Genomic DNA, 16,554 nt, shown 5'->3' on the forward strand with positions numbered 1-16,554 from the left:
CGCTGGCTCAACGGCTCGCCTGCGCTGTCTTTTTGGTCGCCCAAACATGATTTTCTGAGATTTAACTGAGTAACCCCTTGCGCTCAGGTATGAATTCACCCTAATGTGTCAAACGATTGATATATCGCTCCGGAGGGCAACGTCGCCCGCGTCGCGGCTCCCGGATTCCATGAAAGGAAACGGCAATGGATCACGCCAAAGTGGCCACTGACGTTGTTAACGCCGTAGGTGGCGTTGGCAATATCAGCGCCGCCGCCCACTGTGCCACGCGACTTCGCATGGTTATCGCAGACGAATCGAAGATCGACCAGGCAGCGCTCGACGCCCACGAGGATTTCAAAGGCACCTTCGCCGCAGGCGGAATGTTCCAGATCATCGTCGGCCCCGGCGACGTGGACGTCGTTTACCGCCACATGGTGTCCGACCACGGCGTGCGCGAAGTCTCCAAAGACGAAGCTAAAGAAGAAGCCGCAGCGTCTGGCAATCTCTTCTCCCGCTTCATCAAGATGATCGCCGACATCTTCGTTCCAGTCCTTCCGGCCCTGATCGCCGGCGGTCTGATGATGGCCATCAATAACGTCCTGACCGCTGAAGGCCTCTTCGGTGGAGCCGACGCCCCGTCGCTGGTCAACCGCTGGAACTGGCTGACCGACTACGCCAGCCTCATCAACATGATTTCGTCGGCAGCATTCGCCTTCCTGCCGATCCTCATTGGTTTCTCCGCCGCCAAGCGCTTCGGTGGCAACCCCTACCTCGGTGCCGCAATCGGTGGTGCCATGGTGTCCTCCGATCTGCTCAACGCATGGAACACCGGCGCGGCTCTGGCCGGCGAGGCCGAGGTTCAATACTGGCACCTGCTAGGCATGGATGTCGCCAAGATCGGCTACCAGGCGCAGGTCATCCCCACCCTGGCCGTCACCTTCGTCATGTGCGTCATTGAAAAGTGGCTCCACAAGCGCCTCAAGGGCACAGCAGACTTCCTGCTCACCCCTCTCATCACCATGCTCGTCACCGGCTTCCTGGCCTTTGTCACTATCGGCCCGGTTACCCGCATCGCAGCCGAATGGCTGACGAACGGTATTTCCTGGGGTTACGACCACCTCGGCGTTTTCGGAGGCCTGATCTTCGGCCTCGTCTACAGCCCGATTGTTGTCACCGGTCTGCACCAGTCCTTCCCCGCCGTGGAAATCCCGCTCATCACCTCCGGCATTGGCGACTTCATCTTCCCGATCGCCTCCATGGCTAACGTTGCCCAAGGTGCGGCAGCCCTCGCGATCTTCTTCAAGACTCGCGACAAGAAGATGAAGGGCCTGGCTGGTGCCGGTGGCGCCTCGGCAGTCTTCGGTATCACCGAACCTGCAATCTTCGGTGTCAACTTGCGTCTGAAGTGGCCGTTCTTCATTGCCATGGTGGCGGCAGCTATCGGCTCGGCCGGCGTTGCCCTCTTTGACGTGCGAGGCCAAGCGCTGGGTGCAGCCGGCTTCGTGGGCCTGGTGTCGATCATGCCCAAGCACATCCCCATGTACCTGCTGCTTGAGGTCATCGTGTTCGTCCTCGCCTTTGGCGCGACCTTCATCTACGCAGGCACTCGCGGCAAGGCTGACATGGCTTCGGCCGATGTGCTGTCGTCCGCCGGTGATGCTGTCTCCAGCGAGGCCTCCGCCGTTGCAGCTGCTCCTGGCGATGCTCCTGCGACTTCCGCTGCTACTTCTGCAGCTCCCGCTGCTGTCGCCGCCCCTGAGTTCTCTAACGAGGCCGCCCACGACTTCACCGTCACTTCGCCCCTGGCCGGTCGAGTGATCGCACTCGAATCCGTCAAGGACGAGTCCTTTGCTCGCGGAATGCTCGGACCTGGCGTTGGTATTGAACCCGCAGGCGGATCCGTTGTGGCCCCCTTCGATGGAGTTGTCACGGTTGCTTTTGGTACCGGTCACGCCTACGGCCTCAAGTCCGCTTCCGGCCTGCAGGTCCTCATCCACGTCGGCATGGACACCGTCAAGCTTGACGGCAAGGGTTTTACCGCTCGTGTTTCCAAGGGTGACGTTGTCAAGCGTGGCGACGTGCTGGCAGACATTGACTGGGACGTCATTCGCGAGGCTGGATACGACATCACCACCCCAGTGGTCGTGACAAACAAGAAGAAGTTCGAAGACATCGCTCCGGTCGCAGACTTTGATGCGGTTCAAGGCGACGCGATCATCACGGCGACCCCTAAGGAAGTCACCGGGTGATCGTTTGAAACGCGAGCGGGCCCAGGGCAACAATGCCCTGGGCCCGCTTAGTTTTGTCAGTTCATTGCGTTGGCCAGCGTCGACCTCGCCGACCTCGGCACCGTCCTCGTCCCCACTTCTCGCCGAGAGCAGACCTTATGGTCAAAAATCGGCCCAAAATCGGCGAAAAACGACCATAAGGTCTGCTCTCGGCGGGTTTAGGCTGTCCAGCCTTCAACTAGCTCGGCGGGGAACTCATAGCGAGGCCGCAGCCTACCGGTCACACGAGCATCGTCGCTCTCGTCCTCCGAGGAACGAGCATCAATCTGCGCAAGCAAAACCTTCACTGCCTGGCGAGCAATCAAATCCAAAGGCTGATGTAGCGTCGTCAAGCCCGGCAAAGCGCGGCGCAAGGCCATCGTCCCGTCAAAGCCGATGACGCGCAGATCCTCAGGCACTGACAACTCGCGGGTGCGCGCCCACTCAATCGCCTCAGCCGCCCCAAGATCATCGGTGGAAAACACCGCGTCAAAGCTGCCCTTCGCGCCGTCCAACGCCTCATTGACCATGGCTTGGCGGTGGCGCGGATCAGTATCAAAAGGAACAGCAAACACCAGCGGCTCAATCCCAGCTTCAGCCAGAACACTTCGATAACCGCGCTCACGCAGATTGTGGTCACCCGACCTCGACGTCAACAAAGCCGGCCTGTGGGCACCGCCATCAATCAGCCGACGGGTCGCAATGCGCCCAGCGTCCTCGTTATTGCAACGGATGTTGGGAATCCGATCCGTCAGATCTCGGTCAACCGTCACCAACGGCATCCGAATCGACTCATACTCAGCAAGGTTTTCGTTGTGGGCGCCAGAAATGATACCGTCCACGCGATTGCCGATCAACAGGTTGAGGTATTCGCGCTCACGGTCGGCTCGGCCCATCGAATTGCAGATCAGCGTGCGGTAGCCGTGCTCGGCTAAAACATTCTCGACCTCGACAGCGAGCTCGCCAAAGAACGGCAGGGCCACGGTTGGCACGATCAAGCCGATCATGTTGGTTTTCATGCCGTGCAGCGCGCGAGCCACCTGGTTGGGGCGGTATCCAAGCTCGGCGATGGCGTCGGCCACGCGAGTTTTGGTGGCTTCGGAAAGGTAGCCGCGGTTATTGAGGACGCGAGATACCGTCGTCAAAGACACCCCCGCTTTTTCTGCCACATCGGCCAGGGTGGGTTCTTTGCACAGTGGCACTATGTCCTCCAAAGCTCATCGGATCGCGCGCCTCGTCCTCGTCTGCGCGAACACTACTGTCAAAACTGCTGTTAGTTTAGATCCTTGTGGGAGCCGCCTCATCCACGAAGGTCGCACAAAATGGCGTGAGCGGCGAAATTGCAGCTCGAATCCTGGTATTTTTTTCTTTCCCCTCTCCCCAAATCGGCAACGACCCCATACGATGGAGCAAGGACATATGTCTAACGATGGACATATCTCCCTTTGAAAGGAAATGCCATGATCTCCCGCACCGTCACCGTCGCATCCTCCGTTGGTCTCCACGCCCGTCCCGCCGCCGCCCTCGCTGAAGCAGTCGAAGACTCCGGAGTCGACGTCACCATTGCTTTCGACGGTGAAGAGGCCGATGCTGCATCGCTGCTTGAAATCATGACACTGGGAGTCAAGCACAACGACGTCGTCACCCTGACCACCGATGACGACAACGCCGGCGACACCCTGGACGCCCTCGTTGAACTGCTTTCACGCGACCTCGACGCGGAGTGACCCAATGACCCCCGCCGAGCACAAGGTCCTCCACGGCATCGGCGTCTCCGCCGGTACTGCCGCAGCCCCCGCCGCAATCGTCACCGCCGCTCCCGGAGTTGACATTCACGAGGCAGGCTCCGTTGACGCTGAGGCCGATGGTGCTCGCATCCGCGAAGCCCTCGCCTCAGTACAAGCCGACCTTAAGGAGCGCCAAGAACGCGCTCCCGAAGAATCCAAACCAATCCTCAAGGCTGCCGCGCAGTTGGCGGGCGACAGGGGACTGGCCAAGGCCATCGACAAGAAGCTCAAAAAGGGCCTGGGCCTGACCCAATCCGTTCACGACGCGGTTGAGGAATACGCCAAAATGCTCGAGGCTCTCGGTGGATACATGGCCGAGCGCGTCACCGACCTCTACGACATCCGCGACCGCGCAATCGCAGCGATCCGCGGTTTGCCCGCGCCCGGTGTCCCCGATTTCGAGGGCGAAGTCATCATCGTCGCCCGCGATCTGGCGCCCGCTGAAACCGCGACGCTCAGCCCCGACTCCGTCAAAGGAATCATTACCGAGGTCGGCGGCCCAACCTCGCACACCGCGATTCTGGCTGCCCAACTCGGTATCCCGGCGATCGTCAAGGCCGAGGGCATCCTAAGTGTTGAATCCGGGCAGCTTGTTGCCCTCGATGGTGGTGTTGGTGAGGTCATTATTTCGCCCATTTCTGAAGAGGTTGAGCTGCTTGCCGAAAGGTCGCGGCGGCGTGCTCAGGCATTGGCAGGTTCCACTGGCGAGGGCGCCACGTATGACGGCTACAAGGTCAAGCTTTTGGCCAACATTGGTACTGCCGATGATGCGGCCCGGGCCGCTACCCATGACCTGGAAGGGGCGGGTCTGTTCCGCACGGAGTTCCTATTCCTCGAACGTAATGATGCGCCGACCCTGGAAGAACAAACTGACACCTACACGAAGGTGTTGGAGGCTTTCGGGCAGCGCCGCGTAGTTGTGCGAACCCTGGATGCGGGAGCTGATAAGCCGCTGAGTTTTGCCGACCTGGGGCCGGAAGAAAATCCTGCTCTTGGGCGACGGGGCTTACGCCTGTGCCAGATCCGTGAGGATCTAATCGATACACAGTTGGAGGCCTTGGCAGCGGCGTACCGCAAGACCAGTGCTGACCTGTGGGTGATGGCTCCGATGGTGTCGACTCTCGAAGAAGCCAAGTGGTTCGCTGACAAGGCTCGGGGCGTGGGTCTGCCCAAGGTTGGCATCATGATCGAGGTTCCCGCCGCGGCTATCCGCGCCGGTCAGCTGCTTGATGTTGTGGACTTTGCTTCCATTGGTACCAATGACCTGACTCAGTACACGATGGCTGCTGACCGCCTTGATGGTGAGCTTGCTCCGTTGCTCAACACGTGGCAGCCCGCCGTTTTGCAGATGATTAAGTTTGCGTGCGAGGGTGGGCGCTCAACCGGTAAATCAATCGGTGTGTGCGGTGAGGCCGGTGGAGACCCCCTGCTGGCGTTGGTCTTGACCGGTTTAGGAGTTGGCTCTTTGTCGATGGCTCCGGCCAAAGTTAATGCTGTGCGAGCTGCCTTGCGTATGCATGACCTGGCGACCTGTCAGCAGATGGCGGCGTTTGCGGTTGATGCGCCTTCGGCTGAGGATGCTCGCGAGGCAGTTTTGAAGCTGGTGAACCCGACGATGCTTGACCTGGTGTGAGCTCGGTGTTTGCGAAGGGGCTTGAACCCCATCGGAATCGTGATCACCGCAATCGCAGCAAGAGGCTTATTTGTGCAGAGGTTTGAGGGCAGGAGGGCCTGATGAGGCTTGATGCGCTTTCAGGGTTTCGGCGCGAATGTTGGATCTGACGAACACTGATCCCCGTGGCAGCTTGGCCTGCCATGGGGATCGTGTGTTCTACACGGTTACGGCCTGTTGTGCATGGTTGCGCGGGGGGTTTCGTGCTGTAAGTGTGTGGATCGCGCAGGCGGTACACGGTTACAACCTGTTGCCCAGTGGTGCAACATTGCTGCGCTCGGTCATGACTGCCGCGTGGTGTCAGTCATGATGAGGGACATCCAGTTGAGTTTGCCTGGACGCCCTCGCCCTCCACCTTTGTAGCAACTGCTTGACACAAGAGTGGCAATAGGTGAACAATTTTTGTATCAAGGTGTTGGTACAAGCAGCTTTATTCTCAGGAGGTCTTGATGGGTTTCCTCGCATTCACGGTGATTCCGTTAGTGGTGCTCCTACTGGTCAGCCTGCTCGTTCTGGCTTTGATCCTCCTCTTCTCAACAAAGTATTCGGCGGGAACAAGGACGGTTGGAAAAACCGCCCACATGACATCAACCGACGTCGCCCTCGTCTACCACAAGCGCAGCATCGGATGGGCAATCCTCATCGGATGGATGGCTGCATTTGTGTGCTCTCTCGTATGGAGCTTCATCGAAGGGCCCCTCGGTGTGCGCGAACAGGTTGCCCCAGGTTTCTCCCTCGATATTGGACTCACGGTTTCATCGGGAGTATTCGGTGCCCTCGCCCTCGCAGTCCTGACCTACCGCGAGTCTCGTAGCCCACTAGTTGACCGTGAAGTTCGGTGGGCCGCCCTCGAAAGACGACGCTTCATCGACTACGCACGCGGCTGGGCACTCGCCCTCGTCGGCATCGGACTCGCCAGCATCTTCGGCCTCGCAATAGTGGGACTGCTCGACTCCCGCGCAAGCGCATTCTTCTTCGTCTATGGCGGTGGCGCAGAAAATGGCACCTGGACTGGGGTGCTCGGCCCCTGGTTTGGGGTTGGCAACGCTGCGGTTGTCGGCGTGCTCCTCGTGATTGAGCTGGCAGTCGCCGTCATGGCGGGACGCAACATTGCCAGGCGAGCGCAATCCCTACCCGCTCACTCCGCACCCATAGATGCCACTATTCGACGCCGATCAGCCGACGCGTTGATTGCTTTCCTACTCCTCGGATTGTCCCTACCCAACATTCTGTTTGGTCTGGGCATGGCCGCCACCGCGGGGCTGGCCATGGGGGAGCAGCCAGTATTGCCACCCAGTTACGTTGGGATCGGAGTGGGCGCTCTGGGTTGTGCTCTTGTTGGAGTGGTGCTCATGGTTGCTGGCACTCTTCTGCTGTGGAAGCAAAATTATGACCAGCAAGACCGTTCGCGCCGTCAGGAGGTATCTAAGTGAGTGCCTCGATCATTGTCGATATGAAAAATCCGACTCCGCCATACGAACAAATCCGCAAACAAATCGTCGCATTGATCGAGTCTGGCATCCTCGAATCTGGGCAGCGACTGCCCACCGTTCGCCAGCTTGCGTCAGATCTACAAGTCGCCTCAGGCACGGTGGCGAGGGCGTACAAAGAGCTCGAATCGGCAGGACTCATTGTCACCCGCAGGGCGGCAGGCACACGGGTTGCTGGTCAGCTAAAAGGTGGGGGCGCTAAACGTAGTGATCGAGATGAGGATCGATACAAGCTTGACTTGCTGGCTGAGGCATTTGTTGGCCAGGCTCGAAACTATGGGGCTTCGGGAGCTGAAATCGCTGCGGCCGTGGAGAAGGCGTTGGTTAACAAGAAAGGCGGTGTGTGAACGCAGGTTTGCATGTTGTAGTTAGGTGAGGCTAACCTATCTGTCGCTCGCTTTAGTTTTCGAGCGCTAAATCGTCTCACCGGAAGCAAAAATATGACCTCTATGCGTACCCGTATTGCGGCATGTGCTCTGAGTATTGCCATGCTCCTAGGGGTAGGAATTACTACCTTCCCTTCACTTATCCATGCGCCCGCATCGGCTACTCAAGCCGATGATCTTTACAATTTCGACTGGATCAAAACGCGCGCCAAAGCTGTCAAATTCACCAGTGAAGATAAAAACATCACCGGGAAGATCTGGGTAGCCGCCCTTGCAACAGACCCGCTCAATGGGGCTCGAGACCTTCTTGTTTACGGTCAACTCGACATGCCTTATACCTCCCAGGATGTCGGAGTTGAAACATTCAACAACCACCTCATCTTGAACAACGACACCAACTTCATTGTCTACAACGGTGGATACATCAAAGGAAATCTTTATTGGTGTGAGGAAGAAACGGTTGGTACTTATGACAAAACGGTCTTCTGCTCTGACGGAATAATCACCGTGCGACGGGCAGAAAAATCGATCGCGCTTACGATCGATAACACGCAAATTGATGTGCCTATTCCTGAACAAAACGCAACTGTCAATGTCGGTCCCCTTAAAGCCGCAGTTGATGAACACTGGGCCGCTTATCAAGCTGCCCTCACTGCGGGCATGAAGCTCGAAAAGAAGAGTCAAAACAACTATCTCGCAAAAAATCAAGAGGCTGAGTCCCTTGTTGCGAAAGCAGAATCCGGCACCGATATGCCAAGCGACGAAGAAATAGAAAATATGCGTCGCAACCTTAATGCTGCTTTTGCAGCAGTTGCTCCCGAGCCCTTCGAACGTGGCCCAATCCAGGCAGCTATTGCCGATGCCGAAAAACTTCTTTCGAATAATGGAGCAGATGGCCGACGCTTGACTAAAGAAACATATGAACTAGTCACACAACGACTAGCTGCAGCTCAAAATATTAATGCGACCGCTGACTATGACACTCTCCTCGTTCCAGGACACGGCGATCCACAAATCACGCACGCAGACTTTGTCAAAGCAACTAACGCCCTTAATTCAGTGGTCGCCGATCCTCAGTACGAGGATTACGCAACTGTGGACACAAGCCACCTCGTGAAACTTTACGATGCAGCGCTTACACGAGTTCCCGCTGAAGGAATGGGTTTCGATCCCGCTAGCCGGGACCGATTCCTTGACACTCTTGAACGAATTTACGAGTTCCTCAACAACAGCGTTTATGTCAACTCGGAAGATGTTGATGCTCGTATTAGAGAGCTCAACGATGCTGCACAAGGGCTGATTGAAAAACCGTTGCCGGATCAAGAATTCAACCTCAAAGTTCGCTATCAATATCCAGCTGAAGGAGCCGTCAGCAATCTCATCCATGCGAACTTTACACACGCCGATGGGACTGTGGTCGAAGAATTGCTGACCGTCAAGCAAGGTGAAGAACTTCGATTCGCTATTGACGATCCTCTCATTAAGCGATTCGATGGATATCGGCCAAACTCCTTCCACCTCAACGGAGATGATGGTTCCTTACATTTGGTCCGTATCCTCACCAATTCAAAAGGCCAACAGACCATCGCATTTCGAGCTACAGGAGCCACCGCAGCAGGAGCAGGAACTACTGCAAGTTCTCGGAGTGCCTCTGCAATGAGTCCTTTAAGGGCAGGGGCGAACCGATCCTTTAAGCCAGACCTGCCCGTTCGAGGCTCACTTGAAATCCGTTACGTTGCTGGTGCTGATCCACGTCCTGCCACGTCACCCGATGTGGAAACTGACAAAACCAGCAGTGATTCCAATCGTGGAAATCCGGATGCAGCCAATCAAAGTTCGACCAATTCCGCAGACGCAACGACAAAATCCGCTCGTCAACCCGAACTTGCCCGAACTGGAGCAAGTAATTCGGTCATTCTCTCCGCTGCTCTCCTGTTTGTTATAGGTATTGCGCTGAAGAAGCGTCACGCGCGCAATAGCTAACAGATCGGCCATCTGGCCGGGTGCAATATTGTCTCCCGGCCAGATGACAGCTAGGGGATCGGAAAAAGAGTCCCCATAGCAATGCCAACCGCACTACGGCCAGAAAACCTCACGCACAGCCGGCGTCGTCTGAGCGATCACGCGGCCATCGCGCACCGAACGAACCACCGCGGCATTCCAATTGAGAGCCTCGACCCAACTTGAGGCGTCCAGCACGACGAAGCGAGCGGCCTTACCCACCTCGATCCCGTAATCGGTCAGGTGCAAGGTTCGTGCAGCGTTCGTTGTGACAAACTTCCACGAATCTTGGATCTGCCCATAGCCCATCATCTGAGTGACATACAAGCCATTGAGCACTACATCGCGCAGGTTTCCAGTACCCAACGGATTCCATGGATCCTGAATGTCATCGGTGCCGAAGCTGACATTGATTCCGGCCTCCGTCAACTCCTTGACACGAGTGACCCCGCGGCGCTTCGGATACGTATCCATGCGCCCCTGCAGGTGCGTATTGACCATCGGATTGGACACGAAGTTAATGCCACTGAGCTGCAACAGTCGCAGCAAACGCACAAAGTAGGCGTTGTTGTACGAATGCATCGCAGTTGTGTGCGAGGCCGTGACCAGTTCGCCGATCCCATACTCGTAGGCGCGCGTTGCCAGAGTCTCCAAACCACGCGAGGCCTCGTCATCAATCTCATCGCAGTGCACATCCATGAGCAGGCCGCGGTCCCGAGCCAACTCGCACGCGAAGTTCAACGAGTCGACGGAATACTCGCGAGTGAACTCGAAGTGGGGGATCGCGCCGATCGCGTCAACACCCAGGTCCGCGGCCTGAACCATCAGGTCGCGGCCGCCGGGGAAAGAATGGATGCCTTCTTGAGGGAATGCCACGATCTGCAAGGTCACCAGATCAGCCAGTTCGTCGCGCAAATCCAACATGGCGCGCAGAGCTGTCAGGTCCGGATCAGTGACGTCAACGTGGGTGCGGATGTACTGGACACCAAAAGCGGCTTGATCTCGAACAACGCGGCGCACGCGGTTCTTTACATCGTCAACGGTTAGAAGTTCCTTGCGCTCGGCCCACCGCTGGATGCCCTCGAAAAGGGTGCCGCTCATATTCCACTTTGGCTCTCCCGCGGTCAGCACCGAATCAAGGTGAATGTGGCTTTCCACGAAGGGCGGCAAAACCAGGCGGCCCCGGGCATCCCACTCATCAAGATCGACGAGGGCGGCCGCGCCGGCCTCGTTGTCAAGGCTAGCCTTGGGTGTGGCCTCGTTGTGGAGTGGGGACCCGGGCGCGGCCTCGTCAGGTGAACGGACAGCACGGGAGACGCCCTCGCCAGACGGAGTGATCGCAGTGAAGCGGCCGTCGCTGATCGACAGATCCCATGTGCCCTCACGGTCGGGCAAAGTGGCGTTGAGAATACGCATCAGCGAACCTTTCGAGTCAGAACAACACCCACAGCGTGGATTGCCACGGCCACCACAATGGCGTTGACCGCGGAAATACCCCACGTCGAATACCAGCCAACCAAACCGCCGACGATCACCGCAATGACAGCATGCCAGTGGACCGGCTGGGCGTCCTCGTCAGTGGAGGAATAGCGGCGATGACGCATGAAGTAGTCGGCGATCAAAACCGCGCCGATGGGCGGCAAAGCCGCATTGAGGAAGTTCAACCAGCCCACGAAATTCGTGTACAACCACAGCGCGGCGAGGGTGCCGAGAATGCCCGACAGCAGGGTCATGGGACGAGTGTGCGCCTTCGTAATATTCGACAGGCCCAAACCGGTGGTGTAGAGCGCATTGTTATTCGTCGTCCAAATGTTTGCGCCCAAGACGATAATCGCCGGAATTGCTAGGCCTTGAGCGATCATCGCGTAGAAGATGTCGTCCTTGCCGGTGAACGCGCCGCCCACAGCGCCGAAGCTGAACATCAGCGTATTACCGAGGAAGAAAGCGACCACCGTGGTCAGAACCGCGATCTTGGCGGAACGGGCAAAACGCGTGAAGTTCGGGGTTGCGGTGCCGCCGGAAATGAAGGAACCGATCACCATTCCAACACCGGTGACAACAGGCATCGAGGCATCACCGAACACTGCATTCAGGCCGCCCGCTTCGCTTGTCGCCGTAATCATGGAGTAGGTGCCGAGCAGGGCGATGAGAGGCACGGAAATAAAGCTGACGATCTCAATGGCTTTAATACCGAAGTAGGCCGAGGCCGTCATCAAAGAGCCAGCGATAATGATGATCCACCAGGGGCTAATGCCCATAAGTTCAGAAACAGGCAGAGCAAACATAGCCACACCCACGCCAAACCAACCCATCTGAGTCAGCGCTACCAGCGCTGACGGCAAGATTGAGCCGAAGCGGCCGAAAGCCTTATGCGAGAGCAGGTCAACGCCCATGCCGGTTGTGGCGCCCAGGTATGCCAGGCCTCCGGTGTAAAGGGCAAGAAAAAAGCCACCGATAACGGTGGCGGAAATGAAACCGGAAAGATCGAGGCCATTGCCAAGTTTGGCGCCGACGCTCATTGAGGCTGAGAAGAATGTGAAGCCCAGCATCACAAAGCCAACTGACCAGAATCCCCGGCGAGCGTTGGTGGGGACGGGTTCAAAGCTGTAATCGGCGTCGTGGACGACCTCGGTGGTGGTGTCGGTAGAGACGTCAGAAGTAGGACTTGAGGATCGATGGTCGATTTGAGAGACGGTCATTCACATTCCTCACGTGAAAAGCGTTGACGGGTCTGGCTGCCCGTAGTCATGAAAGGAGTGTGCTCAAGGCCTGGATCCGCCATGTCCGGCACAACCTTGTTGAGGTTAGCAGGCTGGAAGGGGCCGTGACTTGGCAGAATCTGTGATATCTAGCGCAAGGGACAAGTTGAGTCAAGTTTTGAGTGTTTTCGTCAGATTGCCTGATCGCGAGCGCGCGCGTTATCCACGTCATGCATGGTTACGGACTGTTATGCACGGCTGCGCGGGGGTTTTCGTGCTGTGAGTGTGAGGGTCGTTTGCGTGGTGCACGGATACGGCCTGTCGTGCACAGCTGCGGAGGAGTCTCCTTTTGCAAGCGTGCGCATCACAAGGGGCGAGAGGGCGGACGCGAAAAGGCCCTACACCGCGCACCGCGCGATGTAGGGCCTTGTCCATGTGGGGCCAAGATCAGGACTCCGGCGTTCCTGCAGGCTCAACCTCGCACTGAGCTTCTGACGTTATCGCAAGCTCAGCCTTCGCCTCCGCTTCGGCTTGAGAGGCTCCGGAGCTACTGCAATCCAACATTGGCCAACCAACCTCGGCGGGAACTGCAGCCTCGTCCTCGTCCCTGGGAACGACCCGAGAAAGATCAGGCGTTGACCAAACCCGAGTACTTGGTGCGGGCGCGCTCGAGGCGCTCAGCCACATCTGCCCAATTCACCAGGTTCCACCAAGCCTTGACGTAGTCAGCCTTGACGTTCTGGTAATCCAGGTAGAAGGCGTGCTCCCACATATCCAGCATGAGCAGCGGAACCGTCGCCACGGGTACGTTGCCCTGCTGGTCGGTCAACTGGAAAGTCACCAGGCGTTCACTAATCGTGTCCCAAGCAAGGACTGCCCAACCCGAACCCTGCAAGCCAGTGGCCGCCGCGGTGAACTGGCCCTTGAACTTGTCGAATGAACCGAAGAACTCGTCGATCGCTGCCGCGACCTCGCCCTCGGGCTTACCGCCGGCGTCGGGCGCCATATTGGTCCAGAAAATTGAGTGATTGGTGTGTCCACCCAGGTTGAAAGCCAGGTTCTTCTCGAAAAGGTTAATAGCTGCGAAGTCGTCGGATTCGCGCGCTTCCTCAAGCTTTTCCAGCGCAGTGTTGGCACCCGCAACGTAGGTGGCGTGGTGCTTGTCGTGGTGCAGCTCCATGATCTTGCCGGAGATGTGTGGCTCGAGGGCGGCGTAGTCGTAGGGCAGGTCGGGAAGGACGTAAACGGTCATGATTTCTCCTTGGGTATTGAAGATCTGGGGTGGCCCCGTGGAGCCGATCACTATCCAGGTTACAGGCCGTTGGTCCTACGCGCCCGAGGACGGGGTAAGCGAATCGGGTGCAACGTTCAGATTGCGTGCCGTGCGTCGAGGTCTTTTGATCCGACGTAAGTGCTCGACCAAACCGTATAAATGAACGGGTTTAGTGACCTGCGTCGGCAGACACAGATGCCTTGTTTTTCTTGGGAAGAACATGGCTGATCCCCAACCAGATGTAAGCCAAGACCGCTCCCCACAGCAAGCCAAAGATGCCCGATAGGACAGTCTCAACCGTCCACGTCACCACGCCACCGAGGCCTTCGACCGCGTGAACCGCATGCTCAACCAGACGGTGCAGGTAACCTAGCCCCAGATCAGCAAGCGCTGCGATCACAATGTGTCCGCCCACCCACAGCATCGCCACCGTGCCGACAACACCAATAACGTCGAACACTTTCGGCATCGCCTTGACGATTCCTCGCCCAAATTTCGCCTTCGTCGACTGGTCAGATTCAACGCCCGCCAGGCGCAGGCCGAAGTCATCCATCTTCACCAAGATTGCGACCAGCCCATACACGAAGAATGTCATGAAGAAAGCAACAAATAAAAGGATTCCAATTCGAAGCCAGTTCGATGTCTCTTCGATAGAAGCCAAGGAGATCAGCATGATTTCGGCCGACAAAATGAGGTCAGTGCGGATCGCTGAACTCGTCATCTGCTTTTCCAGGGCTTCTGAAGTTAGCGCCACCGGAGCGTCCTCGTGGTCGTGACCATGGCCGGGCAGCAGCTTGAATTTAGCCAGGACCTTATGGGCACCCTCGTAACACAGGTATGAACCACCCAAGATCAGCAAGACGGGCAGAGCCCAAGGAGCCACCCACGTCAGTAGCAACGCGACGGGCACGATGATGAAAAGCTTGTTGAACAGGGAGCCTTTGGCGATCTTCTTAATGATGGGAAGTTCGCGTTCGGGGGACAGACCGCGCACATACTGGGGCGTTACTGCGGTGTCATCGATGACGACACCCACCGCTTTTGAGGAGGCTTTGACCGCTCCAGCGGCGATGTCGTCCAATGACGACGCGGTGATCTTTGCAAGGGTTGCGATGTCGTCGAGCAAAGCAACAAGGCCACCGGCCATGGTCAATCCGATCTGTTGGCGATTACGGGGAGGGGCAGGTGGCTGGACTAACTCAGCCACTCAGCTTGTACACGGTATTTCGTTAGTAGTGTGTCACGATGTGCGTGAGTATCGAGGTGCGCGAGTAAGTGTGTGCGCGTGGGAGTACGAGCGCAAGTTCAACGAGTACAGGCAGTGTAGCCCCTGCGTTTCTCCACCCACTTTGGCCCGCGCAATTCTCCCGCAGAATACCGCCCTGCTAGATGCTTCGAACGACGGCACCCGCGAAAACAGACACAGTCGTGACGTGCCTGTTGAGGGCAGAGATCTGAAAACCGCGTGATTCTGCGTTTTCTTGTTAGCGCTCTCGAATCCGTGGGGAACGACTGTGTCTATTTCTGTGGATTGGCCGACGGGTGTGGCGCCGCCGACCAGCTCTGCAGCACCTATTCAGCCCAACTGGCTAGATCAGCCGGAATGGTCAGGCCCAACTGGCTAGCTCAGCTGCCCCAGCCCTTCGGCCCACGCAGCCCAGCCCTTCATCTCAGCCTGTCAGCCCACATCCTCGCGGGCCTGGATAAACGCAGCAACACAGGCCTCGACGTCGTCGGCGCTGTGCGCAGCCGACAACTGAACGCGAATACGCGCCTTGCCGTTGGGCACCACTGGGAATGAGAAAGCGGTAACGTACACGCCTAACTCGAGCATGCGCGAAGCAATAGCTCCGGCTTGGCGGGCGCCGTCTTCACCCGGGAACATCACCGCATGGATGGGGTGGGAACCCGGCAAGATCTCAAAACCTGCTTCAGTCATGCGCGACCGGAACAGCGCTGCCATCTCCCGCAGCTGGGCGCGCAAGTCGTCGGCCGTCGCCGCTAACCGCAGAGCTTCACGCGAACCGGCCACCACGGCCGGGGCCAAAGTATTGGAGAAGAGGTAGGGCCGCGCCTTTTGCCGAAGCATGTCAACCACTGCCTGACCTGCGGCGATGTAGCCGCCAGAAGCTCCACCCAGCGCCTTGCCGAGCGTCCCCGACAAGATATCGACGCGGTCTTGGACGCCGAAGAGTTCGGGCGTGCCGCGCCCGCCCTCGCCAACAAAACCTGTGGCGTGGGAGTCGTCGACCATGACCAGAGCCTCGAATTCTTCGGCCAGGTCGCAGATACCTTCAAGAGGCGCGTAGGAGCCGTCCATTGAGAACACGCCGTCGGTCACGATGATGACTTGCTCGGCGCCGGCCTGGCGTGCGGCGATTAACTGCGCGCGCAGATCCTCCAGGTCTGCGTTGCGATACCTGTAACGAGCGGCCTTACACAGGCGGATGCCGTCAATGAGCGAGGCATGGTTGAGCTCGTCGGAGATGATGGCATCGGCGGGGGTGAAGAGGGCTTCGAAAATACCCCCGTTGGCGTCGAAACAACTCGAGAAGAGAATGGCGTCGTCGGTGCCGAGGAAGGCGGCGATTTCGCGTTCCAGGTCGCGGTGCTGGTCCTGAGTGCCACAGATGAAGCGCACGGAACTCATGCCAAATCCCCACTTGTCGAGGGCAGCTTTGGCGGCTTCGGCTGGCCCGGGATGTCCGGCCAGCCCGAGGTAATTGTTCGCGCAGAAGTTCAGCGCTTCACCTGCGGGGGTGGCGACCTGGGGTCCTTGGCGGCCAAGAATTTCTCGTTCAGCTTTGTAGAGGCCTGCTTCGCGGATGTCGTCGAGGGCGGCCTGGAGTTTGGGAGTCAGAGTGTCCATGGGCTTCTCCATATTCGGCGTAGGTGGTTCGGAGTGAGTGAGCGTTAGCGGTTGGGTAGTGGCGCTTACTAGTAGATGTAGTGGCTTTTACTAGCGGGTTCTGGCTTTGGTCAGTGGCTACTGACTTT

The 16,554-nt window shown here is 57.9% G+C and carries 12 protein-coding genes; 6 read left to right on the forward strand and 6 right to left on the reverse strand.

Going from position 1 to position 16,554, the window contains the following annotated elements; genetic code table 11:
* Positions 1-185 precede the first annotated feature (185 nt).
* Positions 186-2,231 carry a sucrose-specific PTS transporter subunit IIBC gene (locus G439_RS0110260; RefSeq protein ID WP_022869093.1) on the forward strand — a complete coding sequence of 682 codons (2,046 nt, stop codon included), beginning with the start codon at positions 186-188 and terminating at the stop codon, positions 2,229-2,231.
* 197 nt (positions 2,232-2,428) lie between these two features.
* Here G439_RS0110260 and G439_RS0110265 read toward each other — a convergent pair whose 3' ends face one another.
* Positions 2,429-3,451 (reverse strand): LacI family DNA-binding transcriptional regulator, encoded by a 1,023-nt coding sequence (locus G439_RS0110265; RefSeq protein ID WP_022869094.1) that lies wholly within the window; start codon positions 3,449-3,451, stop codon positions 2,429-2,431.
* Positions 3,452-3,709: 258 nt separating this feature from the next.
* On the opposite strand from G439_RS0110265, the gene G439_RS0110270 reads away from it, so the two are divergent.
* The 5 genes from G439_RS0110270 to G439_RS0110290 all read left to right on the forward strand — a co-directional run bounded on the left by G439_RS0110270 (position 3,710) and on the right by G439_RS0110290 (position 9,567).
* Positions 3,710-3,976 carry an HPr family phosphocarrier protein gene (locus G439_RS0110270; RefSeq protein WP_022869095.1) on the forward strand — a complete coding sequence of 89 codons (267 nt, stop codon included), beginning with the start codon at positions 3,710-3,712 and terminating at the stop codon, positions 3,974-3,976.
* A 4-nt stretch (positions 3,977-3,980) separates the two neighbouring features.
* Entirely contained in the window at positions 3,981-5,669 is a 1,689-nt protein-coding gene (ptsP, locus tag G439_RS0110275; protein ID WP_022869096.1) for a phosphoenolpyruvate--protein phosphotransferase, read from the forward strand.
* 488 nt (positions 5,670-6,157) lie between these two features.
* Positions 6,158-7,141 carry a hypothetical protein gene (locus tag G439_RS0110280; RefSeq protein WP_022869097.1) on the forward strand — a complete coding sequence of 328 codons (984 nt, stop codon included), beginning with the start codon at positions 6,158-6,160 and terminating at the stop codon, positions 7,139-7,141.
* Positions 7,138-7,545, forward strand: a complete 408-nt coding sequence (locus G439_RS0110285; RefSeq protein WP_022869098.1) for a GntR family transcriptional regulator — start codon at positions 7,138-7,140, stop codon at positions 7,543-7,545. Before G439_RS0110280 ends, G439_RS0110285 begins: the two co-directional genes overlap by 4 nt.
* Before the next feature lie 102 nt (positions 7,546-7,647).
* Complete coding sequence (locus G439_RS0110290; protein WP_131333641.1) at positions 7,648-9,567, forward strand: hypothetical protein; 1,920 nt, start codon at positions 7,648-7,650, stop codon at positions 9,565-9,567.
* 93 nt (positions 9,568-9,660) lie between these two features.
* Here G439_RS0110290 and codA read toward each other — a convergent pair whose 3' ends face one another.
* The 5 genes from codA to G439_RS0110315 form a co-directional block, all read right to left on the reverse strand.
* Positions 9,661-11,001 (reverse strand): cytosine deaminase, encoded by a 1,341-nt coding sequence (gene codA / locus G439_RS0110295; RefSeq protein WP_022869100.1) that lies wholly within the window; start codon positions 10,999-11,001, stop codon positions 9,661-9,663.
* Entirely contained in the window at positions 11,001-12,284 is a 1,284-nt protein-coding gene (gene codB, locus G439_RS0110300; protein ID WP_022869101.1) for a cytosine permease, read from the reverse strand. The genes codA and codB overlap by 1 nt, the downstream gene beginning before the upstream one ends.
* Before the next feature lie 628 nt (positions 12,285-12,912).
* Complete coding sequence (locus G439_RS12025; protein WP_022869102.1) at positions 12,913-13,536, reverse strand: superoxide dismutase; 624 nt, start codon at positions 13,534-13,536, stop codon at positions 12,913-12,915.
* A 190-nt stretch (positions 13,537-13,726) separates the two neighbouring features.
* Entirely contained in the window at positions 13,727-14,704 is a 978-nt protein-coding gene (locus G439_RS0110310; protein ID WP_026459616.1) for a DUF808 domain-containing protein, read from the reverse strand.
* Between the two features lie 531 nt (positions 14,705-15,235).
* Positions 15,236-16,426, reverse strand: a complete 1,191-nt coding sequence (locus G439_RS0110315; RefSeq protein ID WP_022869104.1) for a glycine C-acetyltransferase — start codon at positions 16,424-16,426, stop codon at positions 15,236-15,238.
* Positions 16,427-16,554: the final 128 nt, after the last annotated feature.

This window comes from Schaalia vaccimaxillae DSM 15804, assembly GCF_000420425.1.
Taxonomy (GTDB): domain Bacteria; phylum Actinomycetota; class Actinomycetes; order Actinomycetales; family Actinomycetaceae; genus Pauljensenia; species Pauljensenia vaccimaxillae.

Coding starts and splice junctions, on each gene's coding strand:
- G439_RS0110310 (WP_026459616.1), bottom strand. CDS start 14,704: ATGGCCGGTGGCCTTGTTGCTTTGCTCGACGACATCGCAACCCTTGCA.
- G439_RS0110260 (WP_022869093.1), top strand. CDS start 186: ATGGATCACGCCAAAGTGGCCACTGACGTTGTTAACGCCGTAGGTGGC.
- codB (WP_022869101.1), bottom strand. CDS start 12,284: ATGACCGTCTCTCAAATCGACCATCGATCCTCAAGTCCTACTTCTGAC.
- G439_RS0110315 (WP_022869104.1), bottom strand. CDS start 16,426: ATGGACACTCTGACTCCCAAACTCCAGGCCGCCCTCGACGACATCCGC.
- G439_RS0110290 (WP_131333641.1), top strand. CDS start 7,648: ATGCGTACCCGTATTGCGGCATGTGCTCTGAGTATTGCCATGCTCCTA.
- G439_RS0110270 (WP_022869095.1), top strand. CDS start 3,710: ATGATCTCCCGCACCGTCACCGTCGCATCCTCCGTTGGTCTCCACGCC.
- G439_RS12025 (WP_022869102.1), bottom strand. CDS start 13,536: ATGACCGTTTACGTCCTTCCCGACCTGCCCTACGACTACGCCGCCCTC.
- G439_RS0110280 (WP_022869097.1), top strand. CDS start 6,158: ATGGGTTTCCTCGCATTCACGGTGATTCCGTTAGTGGTGCTCCTACTG.
- ptsP (WP_022869096.1), top strand. CDS start 3,981: ATGACCCCCGCCGAGCACAAGGTCCTCCACGGCATCGGCGTCTCCGCC.
- codA (WP_022869100.1), bottom strand. CDS start 11,001: ATGCGTATTCTCAACGCCACTTTGCCCGACCGTGAGGGCACATGGGAT.